Source organism: Demequina sp. (assembly GCF_016278775.1).
In the GTDB taxonomy this organism is placed as follows: domain Bacteria; phylum Actinomycetota; class Actinomycetes; order Actinomycetales; family Demequinaceae; genus Demequina.
The window spans coordinates 31,691-46,074 of sequence record NZ_JADQBF010000036.1 but is presented as its reverse complement, the minus strand read 5'-3'; the positions used below and the strand labels follow the sequence as shown (position 1 = coordinate 46,074).

The 14,384-nt window shown below is 65.1% G+C and carries 16 protein-coding genes; 7 read left to right on the top strand and 9 right to left on the bottom strand.

Features of this window, described 5'->3' with window-relative positions; translation table 11 throughout:
- The 8 genes from QZZ33_RS05560 to QZZ33_RS05525 form a co-directional block, all read right to left on the bottom strand.
- Positions 1-788 (bottom strand): transketolase C-terminal domain-containing protein (locus tag QZZ33_RS05560; RefSeq protein WP_291378763.1); only part of this gene is annotated, 788 nt, incomplete at its 3' end.
- Positions 785-1,756: a transketolase gene (locus tag QZZ33_RS05555; RefSeq protein WP_291378762.1), complete on the bottom strand. Its 972-nt coding sequence runs from the start codon at positions 1,754-1,756 to the stop codon at positions 785-787. The genes QZZ33_RS05560 and QZZ33_RS05555, both read right to left, overlap by 4 nt.
- A gap of 5 nt (positions 1,757-1,761) precedes the next feature.
- Positions 1,762-2,751: a TIM barrel protein gene (locus tag QZZ33_RS05550; protein WP_291378761.1), complete on the bottom strand. Its 990-nt coding sequence runs from the start codon at positions 2,749-2,751 to the stop codon at positions 1,762-1,764.
- Between the two features lie 105 nt (positions 2,752-2,856).
- A complete protein-coding gene (locus tag QZZ33_RS05545; protein ID WP_291378760.1) occupies positions 2,857-3,864 on the bottom strand; it encodes a D-ribose ABC transporter substrate-binding protein in 1,008 nt (335 codons plus the stop codon).
- Positions 3,865-3,894: 30 nt separating this feature from the next.
- Positions 3,895-5,031, bottom strand: a complete 1,137-nt coding sequence (locus QZZ33_RS05540) for an ABC transporter permease (protein WP_291378759.1) — start codon at positions 5,029-5,031, stop codon at positions 3,895-3,897.
- A 1-nt stretch (position 5,032) separates the two neighbouring features.
- Complete coding sequence (locus tag QZZ33_RS05535) at positions 5,033-6,601, bottom strand: sugar ABC transporter ATP-binding protein (RefSeq protein ID WP_291378758.1); 1,569 nt, start codon at positions 6,599-6,601, stop codon at positions 5,033-5,035.
- Positions 6,598-7,266, bottom strand: coding sequence for a DUF2291 family protein (locus QZZ33_RS05530; protein WP_291378757.1), 669 nt, complete (start codon positions 7,264-7,266; stop codon positions 6,598-6,600). Before QZZ33_RS05530 ends, QZZ33_RS05535 begins: the two co-directional genes overlap by 4 nt.
- Positions 7,263-8,750, bottom strand: coding sequence for an FGGY family carbohydrate kinase (locus QZZ33_RS05525; RefSeq protein WP_291378756.1), 1,488 nt, complete (start codon positions 8,748-8,750; stop codon positions 7,263-7,265). Before QZZ33_RS05525 ends, QZZ33_RS05530 begins: the two co-directional genes overlap by 4 nt.
- Positions 8,751-8,859: 109 nt before the next feature.
- On the opposite strand from QZZ33_RS05525, the gene QZZ33_RS05520 reads away from it, so the two are divergent.
- The 3 genes from QZZ33_RS05520 (at position 8,860) to ribB (ending at position 10,944) form a co-directional block, all read left to right on the top strand.
- The gene (locus tag QZZ33_RS05520; RefSeq protein ID WP_291378755.1) at positions 8,860-9,792 is read left to right on the top strand and encodes a ribokinase; all 933 of its coding nucleotides are present in this window, start codon (positions 8,860-8,862) and stop codon (positions 9,790-9,792) included.
- Complete coding sequence (rbsD, locus tag QZZ33_RS05515; RefSeq protein ID WP_291378753.1) at positions 9,789-10,181, top strand: D-ribose pyranase; 393 nt, start codon at positions 9,789-9,791, stop codon at positions 10,179-10,181. The genes QZZ33_RS05520 and rbsD overlap by 4 nt, the downstream gene beginning before the upstream one ends.
- Positions 10,182-10,284: 103 nt before the next feature.
- Positions 10,285-10,944 (top strand): 3,4-dihydroxy-2-butanone-4-phosphate synthase, encoded by a 660-nt coding sequence (gene ribB, locus QZZ33_RS05510; protein WP_291378752.1) that lies wholly within the window; start codon positions 10,285-10,287, stop codon positions 10,942-10,944.
- Here ribB and QZZ33_RS05505 read toward each other — a convergent pair.
- On the bottom strand, positions 10,941-11,942 hold the full coding sequence (locus tag QZZ33_RS05505; protein WP_291378750.1) for a magnesium and cobalt transport protein CorA: 1,002 nt from the start codon (positions 11,940-11,942) through the stop codon (positions 10,941-10,943). The genes ribB and QZZ33_RS05505 overlap by 4 nt on opposite strands.
- A gap of 175 nt (positions 11,943-12,117) precedes the next feature.
- Between QZZ33_RS05505 and QZZ33_RS05500 the strand changes: the two genes are divergently transcribed.
- The 4 genes from QZZ33_RS05500 to QZZ33_RS05485 all read left to right on the top strand — a co-directional run bounded on the left by QZZ33_RS05500 (position 12,118) and on the right by QZZ33_RS05485 (position 14,369).
- Positions 12,118-12,420 (top strand): PadR family transcriptional regulator, encoded by a 303-nt coding sequence (locus QZZ33_RS05500; protein WP_291378748.1) that lies wholly within the window; start codon positions 12,118-12,120, stop codon positions 12,418-12,420.
- Entirely contained in the window at positions 12,417-12,944 is a 528-nt protein-coding gene (locus QZZ33_RS05495; protein WP_291378747.1) for a DUF2812 domain-containing protein, read from the top strand. Before QZZ33_RS05500 ends, QZZ33_RS05495 begins: the two co-directional genes overlap by 4 nt.
- Before the next feature lie 74 nt (positions 12,945-13,018).
- Entirely contained in the window at positions 13,019-13,684 is a 666-nt protein-coding gene (locus tag QZZ33_RS05490) for a helix-turn-helix domain-containing protein (RefSeq protein WP_291378745.1), read from the top strand.
- A 4-nt stretch (positions 13,685-13,688) separates the two neighbouring features.
- Entirely contained in the window at positions 13,689-14,369 is a 681-nt protein-coding gene (locus QZZ33_RS05485; RefSeq protein ID WP_291378743.1) for an arsenate reductase ArsC, read from the top strand.
- Positions 14,370-14,384 lie beyond the last annotated feature (15 nt).

Genomic DNA, 14,384 nt, shown 5'->3' with positions numbered 1-14,384 from the left:
GCACCTCCGAGTCCCGTGACGAGTGCCTCCTCGACGGTGACTATTCCCTTCGTCTGACGCGCAGCGTCGACGACGGCCTCGACGTCGAGCGGCTTGATGGTCGGCATGGACAGGACGCGCGCGCTGATGCCTTCGCCCGCGAGGACTTCGGCAGCGGCGAGCGTACGGTGCACGGTAGTGCCCGTTCCGATCAGGGTCACGTCATCGCCCTCACGCAGGGTGACCGCCTTGCCGGGGACAAACTGGTAGTCCTCCGGATATACGGCAGGCACTCCCATGCGAGAAACGCGAATGTAGACCGGAATCGAGGCGGACGCTGCCCACCTCACCACCTGGGTCGTCTCCATCGGATCTGCGGGCGCCACAATTGTCATTCCCGGGATCGCGCGCAACCACGTGAAGTCTTCGATCGAATGGTGGGTAGGGCCCAGATCGCCGTAGGCGACGCCGGGCGACTGCCCCACCAGGATCACGGGGTAACGCGAGTACGCGACATCCACCTTGATCTGCTCAAGGGCCCTTGCCACCAGGAAGCAGCCGGCCGCTGAGACGAACGGAATCCTTCCACCGTTGGCAAGGCCAGCACCCACGCCGACCATGTCTTGCTCTGCGATGCCGACGTTGATGGTGCGGCCAGGGAATTGCTCTTGGAAGGCGACCAACTTTGACGATCCCACCGAGTCATTGACCACGGCGACAACGCGCTCGTCTGCCGCGGCCACCTCTGCAAGAGCGGTGGCCCACGCGTCTCGACAGTCGAAGAGCGCGGTCTCGGTTGTTGCGGTCACTGAGCGGTCTCCTTGGAGTTCATGAGGGCATCCAGCTCCTCTAGCGCTTGGGTCACCTGCTCTGGCGTAGGCACCTTGTGGTGCCATGCGACGTTGTCTCGCATGTAGCTGACCGGGTGGCCCTTGTCCGTGTGGGCGATGATGAACGTCGGCTTTCCCGAAGCGGCAGGGGCTGACTCGAACGCATCCAGCAATGCTCCGTGGTCATGCCCGTCGACCTCAAGCACCTCCCAGCCGAAGGCGCGCAACTTGTCTGCCAGGGGTTCGAGGTCGTTGGTATCGGCGACGGCGGCACCCTGCTGAAGCCGGTTGCGGTCCACGAGTGCGACGAGGCGTGACAAGTGTCTCGATCCCGCCGTCATGAGTGCCTCCCAGTTTGACCCCTCTTGCAGCTCGCCATCGCCAAGGAGCACGAACGTGCGGCGATCTGAGCCGTCAAGCTCGCCAGCGATCGCCATTCCGACGGCGATGGGTAGCCCGTGCCCGAGTGGTCCCGTGTTCGCCTCGACAGCCTTGACCTTGTTGCGGGCCGGGTGGCCGTTGAGCATCGACTCCGGCTGCAAGAAGGTGCGCAGGGCCTGCGGCGAGATGAAACCCGCAGCGGCAAGCACTGTGTAGAGCGCATTGGCGGCATGCCCCTTACTCAGGACGAGACGGTCGCGATCTGGATCGCCTGCCTCCACCTGCTCCGGGCTCACATTGAGCACAGCGAGATAGAGAGTCACGAGCGCGTCGGAGATGGAGAACTCTCCTCCGATGTGACCCGCCTTGGCTGCTCCCACGGTCTGAATGCCCCGGCGTCTTACCTCGAGCGATGCTCGCCGAAGCGTCTCCAGGACCTCCTCGCGACTGGCATCGGGTGAGACACGGGAGAACACCTCAATCTCGCGGTCCGGCGCCGCGAGCAGGGTGGTATCCACCGGGTGGACGAGCCCCGCGTTGGCGTCCATCGGAACGACGGAAGCCATCGCCATTAGTCGTCCTTTCGCATGCACGACAACAGCGCGTCCTGGACCAGCATGTTCGCGGTGATCGCATCTTGGCGTGCTTGGGCTTCGCGCAGGGCGTCGATGTCGAGCTCGTCGAGGGCGCGGTTCAGCGCGCGCAAGAACCGAAGCGAGGCGCGCGCCGTCTGCACGGTGTCCTCGCGGAAGGGGAACTGGTCGAGCTGCCAGACGCCCTCCCAATTGTTGATCTTGAGGGTGTAGAAGAACTCGAACACCTCGGTCAGGTGGACCGTGCCGACCATGAGGTCGTCGTCCCAACTGCGGAGGTTGTCGTTGACGTCCATGCCCCACAGCAGATCGTGATCGATCAGCATCTGTGCGGAGTCTGCTGGCGACTCGCCGCCATAGAGCGCGTGGCCAAAGTCGAGCAGGACGCCGATGTTGTCGAGGCCAATTTCTTGAATGCCGAGAATTGACCGAGCGGCGGAGTCCCACAGCATCTTCACGCGCGGCTCACGCGGCTTGTACTCGATCACAAACTTGAGATCTGGGTGCGCGGAGGCAATCTCACGCATGCCGTCCTTGGCAAGTTTCCAGACGTCGTGGTGATTGACCTGGAAGGGGTAGTCCCAGCCGTCTTGACCGGGCCATACCTTGACGTACCTGGCTCCGAGCGTCCGCACGGCCTCGGCGGCCTCGTGAAGGAGGTCGATCGCCTGCGCGCGCACTGCGGGGTCGGGGTTGGTGAACGCGCCCTTGCCAAAGCGGCGCATGTAGATGTCCGGCGTGACGCCGATCGCCTTGAGGTTGGCGGTGTCAAGCGCGGCCTGCACGTCTTCGATGGTCGCGCCGTGGGAGAACGGGAAGTTGAGATCAACAAAGGACAATCCACCCACTTCACCTGCCAAGCGAATCTGCTCGAGCGTCGAAACGGGCTCTGCGTACCCGTCGGTGGCGTAGCGATCAACGTAACTCGCGAAGTTCCACAACCCCGCACCAAAGACTGGATCTGACATTTCTATTCAACTCCGATTCTGTATAACCCCATACTACCGCATGAGTGGAGGCTTGGGGGCGGTGGCCCGAGAGGAATCGCCCTCTCGGACCACCGCAGCGCCGCACTAGCCTTCGAGTGCGAACACCGTGTAGCGATCGACGTTCGATGCGTCGATGAGGATGCAGTCGACCGTCTGCTTCTCAGGCAGATCCGTCGAACCCGTGCGGATGTACTGGTCCGCCTGCTGAACAGCCATCTGCGCGATCTGCACGGCCGGCTGGAGGCCCGTTGCGAGCATCTTGCCGTCCTTGATCGCCTGCGCGGCGTCAGGGCTACCGTCAAAACCGGCAACGATGACTTCGCCGGTCAGGCCAGCAGCGTCGACCGCCGCGACGGCGCCGAGCGCCATCGTGTCGTTACCGGCGATGATGCCCTTGACGTCCGGGTTGGCCTCAAGAAGCGTCTGCATCTTGGTGAAGGCCTCCTGCTGGTCCCAGTTGGCGGTCTCTTGAGCGACCATCTCCATGTCTTCGTACTGGTCGATCACGGCGTGGTATGCGTCGGAACGCACGGCCGCGTTGGTGTCCGTCTCGCGACCCAAGAGCTCGATGTACTGACCCGAACCCTCCATGGCCTCGACGAATGCCTCGCCGACCAGTCCAGCACCTTGCGAGTTGTTGGCCACGATCTGGGCTGTCGCCAGCCCGGTCTCGTTGATCTCGCGGTCGATCAGGAACACGGGGATGCCCGCATCCACTGCCTTCTGGACGGCACCCACGGTGACGTCGGCACCTGCGTTGTCCAAGATGATGGCGACGGCGCCGTTGGAGATGGCGGCGTCAATCAACTCGGACTGCTTGTTCGGGTCGTCGTCGTGAGAGTCGGACTGAGTGGTGTACCCGAGTTCCTCTGCGGCGGCGACGGCTCCATCGGCCTCCGCCTTGAAGAAGACGTTCGAGTGTGACGGGGTGATCACGGCGATAAGGCCGCCGGCCTCTGCAGTGGTCTCGCTTCCCCCGGAGGTCGCCGGCGAATCCGACGCCTCCGTGGACGAGCCACCCGAGCAGGCGCTCAGCGCCATCACCGATACGGCGCCGACAATCACTGCGCCTTTGCGGAAATTGCGTAGCATCTGGTATTCCTCCTGGTTATGTAGGGGTTGTCAAGCCTTGGCGGATGCCTCGGCATGACGGGCATCAAGCTCACGCCTGACGCTTTGTGCAGCTTGGGCAGCAGCCCTCGCCTTCTTGAGGCGCTCCTGGCCTTGATCGAGGATCACCGCGAGAACAATCACGAGTCCCTTGATTACTGTCTGCCAGAAGCTTGAGACTCCAACGAGCACAAGCCCGTCGGAGAGGAAGCCGATCACGAACGCGCCAATCAGCGCGCCCTTCACGGTTCCGCGTCCACCCGAGAGGGACGCACCGCCAATCACGACGGCGGCGATCGCGTTGAGCTCGAACGTCTGCCCCGTCTGAGGGGCGGCGGACGTGAGTTCGGACGCGATGATGAGGCCAGCCATGCCTGCGCACACACCAGAGATGATGTAGACGCGCATCTTCACGGAGGCCACTGGGACGCCTGAGAGCCCGGCGGCTCGTTCGTTGCCGCCGGTCGCGTACAACCAGCGACCGAAGCGGGTCCGCGTCACGAGCAAGGCGATCAGCATGGCAAAGATCACCATGATCCAGATCGCGGTCGGGATCCCGAGCGGCCGCTCCACGCCGATGAACGAGAAACCGGTGTTGCCGAGTTCCGCCTCACCTTGGAGCCGTGGGAACGTCGCACCATCGGAGATGAGCAGCGCCGCACCGCGCGCCATGTACAGCGTTCCGAGCGTCGCAATGAACGGCGCCACATTGAATCTCGTGATCATCCACCCATTGAGCGCACCCACCAGGCCGCCCACGGCAAGCGAGATGATGACCACGACCCATACGGCGGGGTAGGCCGTCGTGTCGAACACCGACAGTTCCCATCCCTGCAACATCACGCCGGCGACGATGCCGGACAGGCCCACGGTGGATCCCACAGACAAGTCGATGCCGCCCGTGACGATGACGAGCAGCATGCCGAGCGCAAGGATGGCGTTGTAGGCGACGTGCTTGGTCATGAGGATCATGTTCGTGGGCGTCAAGAACGCATCCGAGAGCAGCGAGAACACGATCACCAGCACAATGAGCGCGACAAATGCTCGCTGGTCCATCAGGAACTCGCCTGCGGTGCGGTCACCGAGGATTCCCTTGCGAAGTCGATCGGCAAACGTCGGTTCCGCCGCCGCTGTGGCTGTCTGGGCCATCTCACTCCTCATTCTTTGTGGGCGTCGACGAGGTGTCGGCGAGCGCCATCAGCTCTTCTCGGGTGGTCTTGCGAGGGTCAAGTTCTGCGACCACCACGCCGCGCGCCATCACCAGAATTCGGTCGCTTGCGTGGAGGACCTCGCCCGCCTCGCTCGTGGCAAAGAGCACCGTGCATCCGACGCGGGCCTGCTTGGCCATCAGCGAGAAGATGTCGGCCTTCGCTCCCACGTCGATTCCGCGGGTTGGCTCGTCGAGCACAAGCACCCGCGGGTGGGTCAGCAGGGCCTTGCTAATGACGACCTTCTGCTGGTTTCCCCCTGACAGGGAGCCAATCGGGGCATCGAGCCCGGAGGCCTTGACTCGCACTTGCGCGCCGATCTCGGTCACAGCCTCGCGCTCTCGTGCCTTCGAGACGAAGAATCTGCTGACGAAGTCATTGATGGCCGCGAGCGCGGTGTTGGCTCCGACGCTCAGCGACGACACAAGCCCGTCTCGCTGCCGATCCTCAGGGACCAGAATCAGTCCGCGCGCGATGCGCTCAGAGACCGCCATGTTGCTCAGGTCCTCGTCGTCGAGCAGCACCTGGCCGGACAGCACCTTGTTCCGGCCCGCGAGCGCTTCCAGCAGCTCTGTGCGGCCAGCGCCCATCAGGCCAAAGACACCCACCACTTCGCGCTCGTGCAGGTCAAGGCTGACGCCGTTGACCGCGAGCCGGCCGGGGCTGTCGGGATCGGCCACCACCAGGTCGCGGATCGACAGCACGGTGTCGCCAGCATCAAACGCCATCGGCGAATACAGTGCGCCTTCTTCGCGACCCACCATGTTGGTCACGATCCAGGACAGGTCCACGTCCTTCATCGCTGCGCTCGCCACCACGAGGCCGTCCCGTAGCACGATGCCCGTGTCCGCAATCTCCAGGCACTCGTCGAGGTGATGCGAGATGTAGACGATGGCCACTCCTCGCGATGCGAGATCGCGCACGACCCTGAAGAGGATCTGCACCTCGTGGTGAGACAACGCCGATGTGGGCTCGTCCATGATGAGCACCCGCGCCTCTTCGCCCAACGCCTTGGCAATCTCCACCAACTGTTGTTGACCAAGACGCAGGTCTCCGACGAGCGTCTTGGGGTTGAGGGGTTCTTCGAGACGTTCAAGGAAGCGCGCGGCCTCGGTCTCCTGGGCGGAGAAGTCGACCATCCCACCGCGGGTGCGCTCCCTGGCCAGGAAGATGTTGTCCGCGATCGAGAGGTTCTGGCACAGGTTGAGTTCCTGGTGAATGATCGCGACGCCCCGTTCGCGCGCCTCGGAAGAGTCGGAGAAGCTCACGGGCTCTCCGTCGAGGTAGACGGTTCCCGCGCTCGCCTGTTCCACGCCCGACAGGATCTTCATGAGCGTTGACTTTCCAGCACCGTTCTCACCGATCAGGGCGGTCACTTCACCCGCCTTGACGTCGAAGTCGACGCCCCGTAGCGCATGGGTGCCGCCGTACACCTTGGCGACCTGCTCCGCGCGCAGTACCACCTCGCCACGGGTGATCGACTGTGACACCGGCTCTGCGACCGCGGTCATGAGCCCTCCTCTATCGAGACGGGCATGATCGACACGTGGGTGACCTCACCGCCCGTTTCAGAGGACCAGGTGAACGCTCCGACAACGGTGATTTGCTCGCCCATCATCGTGGTGAGATCGAGGTCAGCGAAGACGCCCTCGGCCGCCAAGTTGTTGATTTCGACGGCGACCCGCTGGTACTCCGTCTGATTCACGAAGTCACCAAACGTCAACTCGGTGCCCGCGTCTCGCAAGCCTGGCGCGGAGCCGAGGGGCGGAATGGAGACACCCACCGTGATCCCGCCTGGCATACCGTCGACGTCGAGCCCCACCTCGCCAAACGGGCCCTCCGTGACAACCCCAGTGGCGGCCACGGCATAGCTGAAAGGCTTCCCATCATCTTCGCGTCGTCCGAACTCTTCGCCCGCTGCCTGCGGGTCGGCCAGGATGTCCGCGACGAGTTCCTGGACGGGCCTGGCACGCTCTACGAGCCCTGGCACGATGAACTCTTCATAGTTGAGCTTCGCGTACTCCACCGCAGTGTCTGCGGGCACGTCGCCGTCACCGCTGTCGAACGTGGTGTCCACAAACATCAGGACCACGAGGAACGCCAACGCGGCGGTGAGGACAGCACGAGAAGTACGCCACCACGGCGTCTTGGTGCGTGCGGACATGGGCGACGTCATCCTTGCTCCTTCCAGTCCGAAACGGACTGTCCTCGCGATCGCGCTACCGCGAGTCGCCACTGGTGGCGCGCTTCGCGCCGTCGTTCGTCAGACATCTCAGGCGCAATGGTGCGCGTCGAGTAGCGATTGCTCGAGGCGTGCTCAGCGACACCCTCGGCGTGCATGGCAAGCAGAGCGGCGCCCAGCGCCGATGCCTCTGGCACGTCGGACACCCGCAGAGGCTTGCCCAACAGGTCGGCCTGCAACTGCATGAGTAGCGGTGAGGCCGTCGCTCCCCCGTCGGCGCTCAAGCCCGCAATCTCGGTCACGCCGTCGTTCTCGATCGCCTCAACTACGTCCGCCACCTGGTGGGCGACCGCTTCAAACGCTGCTCGTGCGATCTGCGCACCGGTGGTGGCCCCCGTGAGGCCCGTGAGCACACCGACGGCGTCCCTGTCGAAGTACGGAGCGCCAAGGCCAGAGAAGGCTGGCACCAGGCTCACAGCACTCGCCGTGGTTTCAGAGGCCAAGGCTCCGAGCGCGGCGACGTCTCCTTGCGTCAGAAGTTCCGCCGCCCACGCGAGAGCGGCGCCAGAGGCGAGCACATTGCCCTCCTTGGCATAACTGGGCGACTCGACGAGCCAGGCAAGCGTGGTGGCGATGCCTGTGGCCTCCGTCCCCACGCGCGGGCTGTTGACCATGACGGAGGATCCCGTGCCATAGGTGGCTTTGCCCTCCCCCAGGCGTCCGCGTGAATGAAGGTAGAGGGCCGCGTGCGAGTCCGCCATGACAGACACCACCGGGATTCCCGCGGGAATGGCGCCTTCCCCGCGAGTGACCCCAAAGCCCGCATCGGAGCGAGCGATGGGCGCAAGGCCGCCGACGGGCACGCCGAAGATTTCCGCGAGCTCCCCGTTCCAGTCGAGAGAATCCAGGTCGAACAGCATCGTGCGGGAAGCATTGCCTGCCTCGGCAAGGTACTCGCCTGTCAACCTGCTTACGAGGAAAGTGTCGATCGTGCCAAAGCGCGCGGGTTGAGCAGAATCGACATTGTCAAGTAACCACCGCATCTTGGGCGCGGAGAACATCGCGTCGAGACCGAGTCCCGTGTGCTTGGCCACCTGGGGTGCGTGGGCGGACAAACCCGCACACACTGCGGAGGTGCGCGCGTCTTGCCAACCGAGCACCGGGCCGAGCGCGGCACCCGTCGCTGCGTCCCAGATCGCGACGGACTCGCGCTGGTTGGAAATCGAGATTGCCATGATGGGCACGCCCTGGTGATCCGCCAGGCACTCCGCCACTGCACCGAGCACGGAATTCCAGATGTCATCGGCGTTCTGCTCGACCCATCCTGCAGCGGGGTAAGAGATGTCAACACGGTGAGCACCGGAAGCCACGATCGCGTGCGTCGACGCGTCGACGAGCAAGGCCTTCGTGTTCGTCGTACCCTGATCGAGCGCGAGGACGAACGGCCCTTCCGGTACAGCCACCTTTGCCTCCACCATGAGATCAACGTTGATCAATGCGATTTCAGAATTTTTATTCTATACTGAATGCGTTGTCGATCAATCTAGGCCGCCCTATCGTGGATGTCAACCCAGGCAGGAGTGTTTCGTGAAAGACAGCGTCGTCGTCGTCGGTTCCATCAACGTGGACCAAGTGCTGCAGATCGACCGCCATCCGTCGCCAGGCGAAACGATCGCTGCTGGCGATCCCGCGTACCTCCCTGGAGGCAAAGGCGCGAATCAAGCGGTCGCCGCCGCCCGCCGAGGCGCGGCAGTCTCCCTTGTGGGCGCCGTGGGCCAGGACGACGCCGCTGTCGCGCTCTCCGCGCTCGGCGCGTCGGGAGTCAACCTGGACCACGTGCGGCAACTCCCCGGATCGACGGGGCTCGCGGTCATCATGGTGGCCGCTTCTGGTGAGAACACCGTCACCGTTAGTCCGGGTGCGAATGCCCGCGTCGATGCGCACCTCGTGGACGCCGCGAGAGATGCCATTGGCGCCTCCAAAGTGTGCGTCCTTCAAGGCGAGATTCCGATGGAAGCCACCGATCGTGCCTCATCTATTGCGGCGTCTCACGGTGCGCGCGTGGTGCTCAACGCCGCTCCCAGCGGCGACTTCTCCCCCATGACGCTCCGCGCCGCTGACCCCCTCGTGGTCAATGAGCATGAGGCGGCCGCAGCGCTCGACTTGCTAGGCGGCGATGCTCCGGCCGGAGATGACGACGCCGACATCGTGGCCACTGCGCGCGCCATCACGGCGGCCCTTCTCGACCGCGGAGTGCCGTCGGTGCTGACCACGTTGGGCGCGGCGGGCGTGATCGGTGGGGAGTCGGCGGACGGTCTGTGGCACGAGCCTGCGCGGCGCGTGACCCCCGTTGACACGACAGGTGCTGGCGACGCGTTCATCGGCGCCCTCGCGGCGGAGCTCGCCTCGGGATCGGGTCTGCGCGACGCCGCCAAGGTCGCCAACCGGGTCGCGGCATTTTCTGTTCAACGGCACGGCACACAAGGGTCGTACCCGGATCTGACGGAGGAACTCCCATGAAGCGCACCGGCATCATCAACGCACCGCTATCGGGCGCGCTCGCGCGGCTCGGGCACACCGACACCGTCGTCGTTGCCGACGCCGGGCTTCCTGTGCCCGCCCACGTCCCGGTCGTCGACCTGGCGCTTGTGTACGGTTCGCCTCGGTTCACCGACGTCCTCGATGCGCTGCTAGGCGACATCGTGGTCGAGGCAGCATGGGTCTCACAGCAAGCGGACGATTGGCCCGCTGGCGAGTGGATCGACACGCGCCTGGACGCCCCGGCGGAGCGGATCGACCACGCGGAGTTCAAGCGCAGGGTGAGCGACGCTCGCCTCGTGATCCGCACGGGAGAGGACACGGCCTTCTCCAACGTCATCCTGCAGTGCGGGGTGCCTTTCGCTGTGTAGTTGCGTGCCGCGATGGCGACTGCCGTCGGCGCCGGCACCCGGCCAGATCGATCGCAGCGCTCACATACACTTGTGGCCGCGTTCTTCGACGAGAGGAGTCCCGATGTTCGGGTCCACAGCAGGTGTCGCGCTCGTCAAGGATACGGACACGACGGCAAGCGTTGAGGCTGCCATTGCCGCCATCGCAGCGGGAAGGCCAGTGGTGGTGACCGACCACCCCGAACGCGAGAACGAGGGCGATCTGGTCATCGCGGCAGAGGATGCCACCGCCGCCGTCATCGCCTTCATGATGACTGAGTGTCGGGGGCTCATCTGCGTCCCAGTGACGGCGGCCCGCGCCCAAACCCTCGAACTGCCGCCGATGGTCGTGCGCAATAGTGAAGCACTCCGCACCGCCTTCACGGTGTCAGTTGATGCCGCGCGCGGCGTCACCACAGGAATCTCGGCCACCGACCGCGCCGTTGCCGTGGGGGTGCTCGCGGACCCCGCTTCCGGCCCGGCGGACTTGGTGCGGCCGGGACACCTCTTCCCCCTCATCGCCGCTCCCGGCGGCGTGCTGGAACGGGCGGGCCACACCGAGGCTGCGATTGATTTGGCTGTGCTTGCGGGAAGGCGACCCGCTGGCGTGATCTGTGAAATTGCGGGCGAGGACGGCGAGATGCTCCGCGGCGAGTCGCTTCGAGCTTTCTCCCGCGCCCACGGCTTGGTGCAGATTTCGATCGCGGAGTTGGTCCGCTATCGTCAGGCGGGCGTCACCGCCTAGATCCACCTCGCCTTCTTGAACACGGCAAAGAGCGTGACGCTGAGACCCACCATCAGGCCCAGCGCGAGCGGGTAGCCGTACACCCAGTGGAGTTCCGGCATGTGGGCAAAGTTCATCCCGTAGACGGTGCCCACGAGTGACGGCGCAAACAGGATGGCCGCCCACGCGGAGATCATCTTGGTCTGCTCGTTCTGGGCGAGGCTCGCCTCGGTCTGACGATGCGCAACAAGTGCCAGGTGGGTGCTGAGCGCGTTGTCGAGCAGGGAGCGGAAGTTCTCGATCCGGTCCGCCACTCTGATGACGTGGTCGTGGACGTCGCGGAAGTGGCGCCGCAATTCGATGTCCGCCTCGTCTGACGCCGCGATGGCTCGGAGCTCTTCCAGCATGCCACCGAGCGGCTCGACGGCCCGTTGAAAGCCAATGACCTCCCGGTGCAACGCGTAAATGCGCCGCGACACCGAGGGGGCAACCTGCTCGGCAAAGATCTGGTCTTCGACCTCGTCGATGTCGTTCTCAAGCCCCGCCACAACGGGAGCGTAGGAATCGACCACCTGGTCAAGAAGTGCATACAGCACGGCGTTGGGCCCGTGCGCAAGCAGCGGTTGCTCGTTCTCGAGCCTCACGCGCACGTCGGACAGGTCGGGCTCGTCGGCGAGGCGGATCGACACCACAGCGGCTGGCGTGACGAACAGGTGGATGTCGCCAAAACCCACGGTCTCCGTCGTCTCGTCGTAGTGCGCCGCACGCACCACGAGCGCCAGGTTCTCGCCGTAGCGCTCCAGCTTGGAGCGCTGGTGGCCCTTTCTCGCATCCTCGACCGCGAGGGCGTGGACCCCGAAGGCCTCGGCCACGGTGTCCAGTTCCTCTTCGCTCGGCCGCAACAGCCCCACCCACGCGAAGCCCTTGGAGCGCTTGGCGCGCGCTACCGCCTCTTCCACACTGACGGTCTCGTGTGCACGCGCGCCCTCGACGTAGACAGCGCAATCGACGATGGCCATGACGCTCCTGAAGGTGTCGCTGAGGCGCCTTGCGCCCGTACGGGACCCACCCTAGCGACCGGAGGTGAGCGACTCTGTGATCCGTGCCGGCTCCTGGGCACTCCCACTCGCTGCGCGCTACATCCAGGCACGCTCTATCGTTGCACGCTGTATCGCGGTGTGATATAGTTCAGCTATGGCCGATCTGAAGGAAGAACTCAGCGAAACGATGTACTGCATCCTGCTCTCGCTCCAAGAGGAACGACACGGCTACGGCATCATCCAGCACGTGACCGACTTCACCGCCGGCTACGTCCAGTTGGGCGCCGGCACCGTCTACACGAGCCTCAAAAAGCTCGAGCGGGCTGGGTGGATCGACCGCACTCGCACCGAGGATCGCCGTCACTATTACGTGCTCACCGAGCGCGGAACTCAAGCACTCGACGACCAGACGCGCCGCATCGCACGCCTCCATGCCTACGGAAAGGGCATCGCATGACCACCAAGACCGCCTGGCTCGCGCCGTTCACCCACCCCACTCCCGAGCGACTCGAGGCGTGGTTCGAGCGGGAGGCCGCGGCCGGCTGGCAACCGGACGAGCTCGGCGACATGAGCGCGATTCGCCTGCGCATGCGCAAGACCAAGGCAAGCCAGGTGCGCTACGTCGTGGACCCGCAGCAAAGGGTTGACGAGGACTACATCGCGACCTATCAAGATGCGGGTTGGCAGTACGTGGGCGAGCTCTCGAGCCTGCACGTGTGGCGACGCCGCTACCGGGACGAGCGACCGGAGGCCTTCACCGACAGCGCGAGCCGACGCGCGAGGAACCGTCGCCTCGCATGGGTGACGGGCGCCGTGGGCGCGCTGGCGCTAGTGGGCATGGTGATCCGCGTGGGGCTCGGCGTCGCGGGCATCGGCGCCTCCTCAGAAGACTGGGTGCTCGAGGCGGGGGTGCTCGCACTGATCGGCCTCCCCTTGGTGGCCGTGACGGCGGTGCTCTTGCGGCGCCGAGACGCGGCGTAGGCCCCGCGCCGTCGGGCCCCGGGCCCTGACGCCCGCCCTTGCACCACGCACACCCGCCTGATATTGTCTCAATCATGGTTGAGGTAAATCGCGCCGCGGTGCACGCCGCACTGTCCGAGCCCCATCGGCTCGCCATCGTCGATGCCCTCGCCCTCGAGGACCTCTCCCCCAGCGAGCTCGGCGAACGCACGGGGCAGCCCTCCAACCTGCTCGCCCACCACCTGGGAGTCCTCGCGTCCGCAGACGTCTTGCGCAGGCGTCGCTCCGACGCAGACGGACGACGTTCCTACCTCACGCTTGCGTGGGACAACCCCGTGGTTGCGGCGACCGCGCTCGCGGGACCCGCGCCAGAAGGTCGCCGCGTGGTCTTCGTGTGTTCAGCCAACTCTGCGAGGTCCCAGTTCGCCGCGAGCCTGATGGCCCGGCACGAGATCGCCCATGTGGCATCGGCCGGCACCTCCCCCGCCGCTGAGATTCACCCGCTCGCCATCGCCGAACTGGCGTCTCACGGGCTCGCCCCCCTGTCTCCCACGCCCACGTCGACCGGCGAGGTACTACGCCCCCAAGACATCGTCGTCGCAGTGTGCGACAACGCCTTCGAGTGTCTTGGCCGCGACCGCGTGGACCTGCACTGGTCGATCCCCGACCCGGCAACGGGAACCGCGGCCGAATTTCGCAACGCCTTTGACGACCTCACCCCCCGCGTCGGCCGCCTGGCCGAGGCCCTCACCCACGGATAGGACCATGAGCGACAACCTTCACAGGGAACAGACCCTCACCATCGACCAGACGCTCGCGCTCGAGGTCACAGCGGCCCGGCTGGAGGCCGAGTTCACAGGGGTGTTCGGAAGAGAGACGATTGAACACTTCCTCACCAGCTCGTACGACCAGTTCGCCTCCAAGGCAACCGTGACCACGTTCCTGCCGTTGCTCGCAGAGCGCTTCGCGCGTCAGCGGCTCCAGGCCTTCAGCCGCGTCGAGGGCTTCGTTGCTGACGGGAAGCCAGTGGTGCTCTTCCTGTGCGTGCACAACGCTGGCAAGTCACAGATGGCGCTCGGGATCTTCGACAAGCTCGCTGGCGACAAGGCGGTCGCATGGTCGGGCGGTTCCGAACCCGGCACGTCGCTCAACCGCTACTCCATCGAGGCGATGGCCGAGATCGGCATCGACATCACGCAAGAGTTCCCCAAGCCGTGGACTGACGAGACCCTTGGTGCCGCCGATGTGATCGTCACCATGGGTTGCGGGGACTCGTGCCCCGTCTATCCAGGCAAGCGCTACCTCGACTGGACGTTCGACGCGCCTCCAGGCGACTCGCTGGAGAACGTGCGCCCGGTACGCGACGCGATCGAGGTCAAGGTGCGCGCGCTGCTTGAGGAACTGGGCATCGAGGTAGAAGACCAACTCGGGGCAGTGCGGCCATAACGACGGCACCCGGGC